We start from the raw sequence: 1,877 nt of genomic DNA on the forward strand, positions 1-1,877 counted from the left end.
GCTTAAAAAGAGTGTAAAAAGCATCATGGATAATTACCCATCAAAATATACGATAACTTTTAGTTAAGCACTTAACTGTGATGAAAACGCTTGATTTCATCTAAGCATTCAGATAAGTAATCATGATCGCCATCGGGAAGACACATGACATTTTCGTTAGGATCGTTTGCATTGTGCCTGACATACCAGTCTCCTGACAAATAGGTTTTATTAAACCAAGCATTGGCATCTCGTACATCAAAAATATCCAATTCAATGTTAGTACTATAATTTTTTAAAATATCAAAAAGAGAGTGCGATTTTAAATAAGCATTATGGACACTGGATTGAAAATAACGATTGAGTGGTTGTTGGCGCTCAGTCAACAAAGCCCCATTTTGATATTGATAAGTTTGGTTCGTTTCCCAATATGCGCTCCATACCAGCGTTGGATTAATGAGTAGGAATAAGCTCAATAACAACTTCAGGCATGGTTTTATCATCTGTTTAGTCATGTACATAGATTCCCTGTTGTACTTGATAATAACGACGTGGAGTAGGCTGTGTTATAACTGGATACTGCTTATGATTTGATTGCTTGTGCGTACATTCTGATTTAAGTTAAAGCAAAAAAGTGACGTTAATATTTCAATGAAATGAATCATTGCTGTGCGACTTATTTTATCGCTCTTTAACCTTGCCATCTAAGGTGGTTTGTCGACTGACAGGAAGAATTTTTTAGATTTAAATAATGGGTCTCCCTCTCTGAATAACACATATGGATAAGAACGGATGCAACAGGGTTATATGCAAAAAGATATATTTGTGCCGGTTTTAGCATCGGTGTTGACTGCAGTTATTTTAGGGTTTTCAGGTACGTTAAGTCATTTTTTTGGCGCGTTAACCGTGCCTGAAGGGGCTGTGGTTGCCTTTGATTCAATGCAATGTCCTAAAGGATGGAAAGATTTTAAACCTGCTTACGGTCATTTTATTCGAGGGATTGATGATTCAGGTACGTTAATTGATCCAGATGGCAAACGTAAACCAGCATCATTGCAAGCTGATGCAATAAAACGTCACACTCATGTGCAAAGGTATGCGGATGTTAAAGGCCACTTTAGTCCTAATGGCTATGACTTTGTCCCTCATGTGACGAAAACAGGCCAAATGGGCACAGAAACAACCTTTTTTGGTGGCAGTGAAACTCGGCCTAAGAATATTGCTTTACTCTATTGCATCAAAACCTAGGGCTTATTGGCGTTAGTCTTAGAGCGCTCAAATGAAGCGCCTAAAGGCGGGTTTAAAAAGTGATGTATTCGTTGTTGATTTGTCTTACCGTAGAATGACGATGCTTTTAACAATTCGCCTTGCCTAAATCACTTTTCATTCCAGCTGAGTATGTCATTTTTTATTTCGTTATCCTTGTATTAATATCAGGTGTTGTGATGGCAGCTTTAATGGCGTGGCATTGAGCCACATGGCCACTTTGACTGATATTACTGGCTAATTTTGCTTGTTGTTTTTGAAGACATGGAGCACAGAGGGGGTAGTGGTAAGTTTATGTATTTTAGTTCAAAACTTGGCATGCTGATAGTGCGACTATTCCTAAGATGACAAGTGCACTCCGTATTATCAATGGGATGGTTATCATATTCAGTGGCACCTTTTAAGTAATGGATAGTGGTTAATGGTTAATGGTTAAGCATAGTTGAATTGATAGTTGAATTGAAAGAAAGGATAGGGTGATAAGGTTTATTGGTTTATTGTATTGAAGGAATGTAACTATATTATTTTATTGCTTTTTATTGATGCTTTAATCAATATTCACTTATTCACTTATTCACTTATTCACTTATTCACTTATTCACTTATTCACTTATTCACTTATTCACTTATTC

The 1,877-nt window shown here is 36.7% G+C and carries 2 protein-coding genes; one reads left to right on the forward strand and one right to left on the reverse strand.

The window, feature by feature from the left end; genetic code table 11:
• Positions 1-71: 71 nt before the first annotated feature.
• Positions 72-494 (reverse strand): hypothetical protein, encoded by a 423-nt coding sequence (locus Q0976_RS23890; RefSeq protein ID WP_299497356.1) that lies wholly within the window; start codon positions 492-494, stop codon positions 72-74.
• A gap of 277 nt (positions 495-771) precedes the next feature.
• Between Q0976_RS23890 and Q0976_RS23895 the strand changes: the two genes are divergently transcribed.
• A complete protein-coding gene (locus tag Q0976_RS23895; RefSeq protein WP_299497358.1) occupies positions 772-1,227 on the forward strand; it encodes a hypothetical protein in 456 nt (151 codons plus the stop codon).
• Positions 1,228-1,877: the final 650 nt, after the last annotated feature.

This window comes from uncultured Shewanella sp., from assembly GCF_947501665.1.
Taxonomy (GTDB): Bacteria; Pseudomonadota; Gammaproteobacteria; order Enterobacterales; family Shewanellaceae; genus Shewanella.

Excerpts from the sequence above, each read along its gene's own strand:
- Q0976_RS23890 (WP_299497356.1), bottom strand. The coding sequence starts at position 494 with ATGACTAAACAGATGATAAAACCATGCCTGAAGTTGTTATTGAGCTTA.
- Q0976_RS23895 (WP_299497358.1), top strand. The coding sequence starts at position 772 with ATGCAACAGGGTTATATGCAAAAAGATATATTTGTGCCGGTTTTAGCA.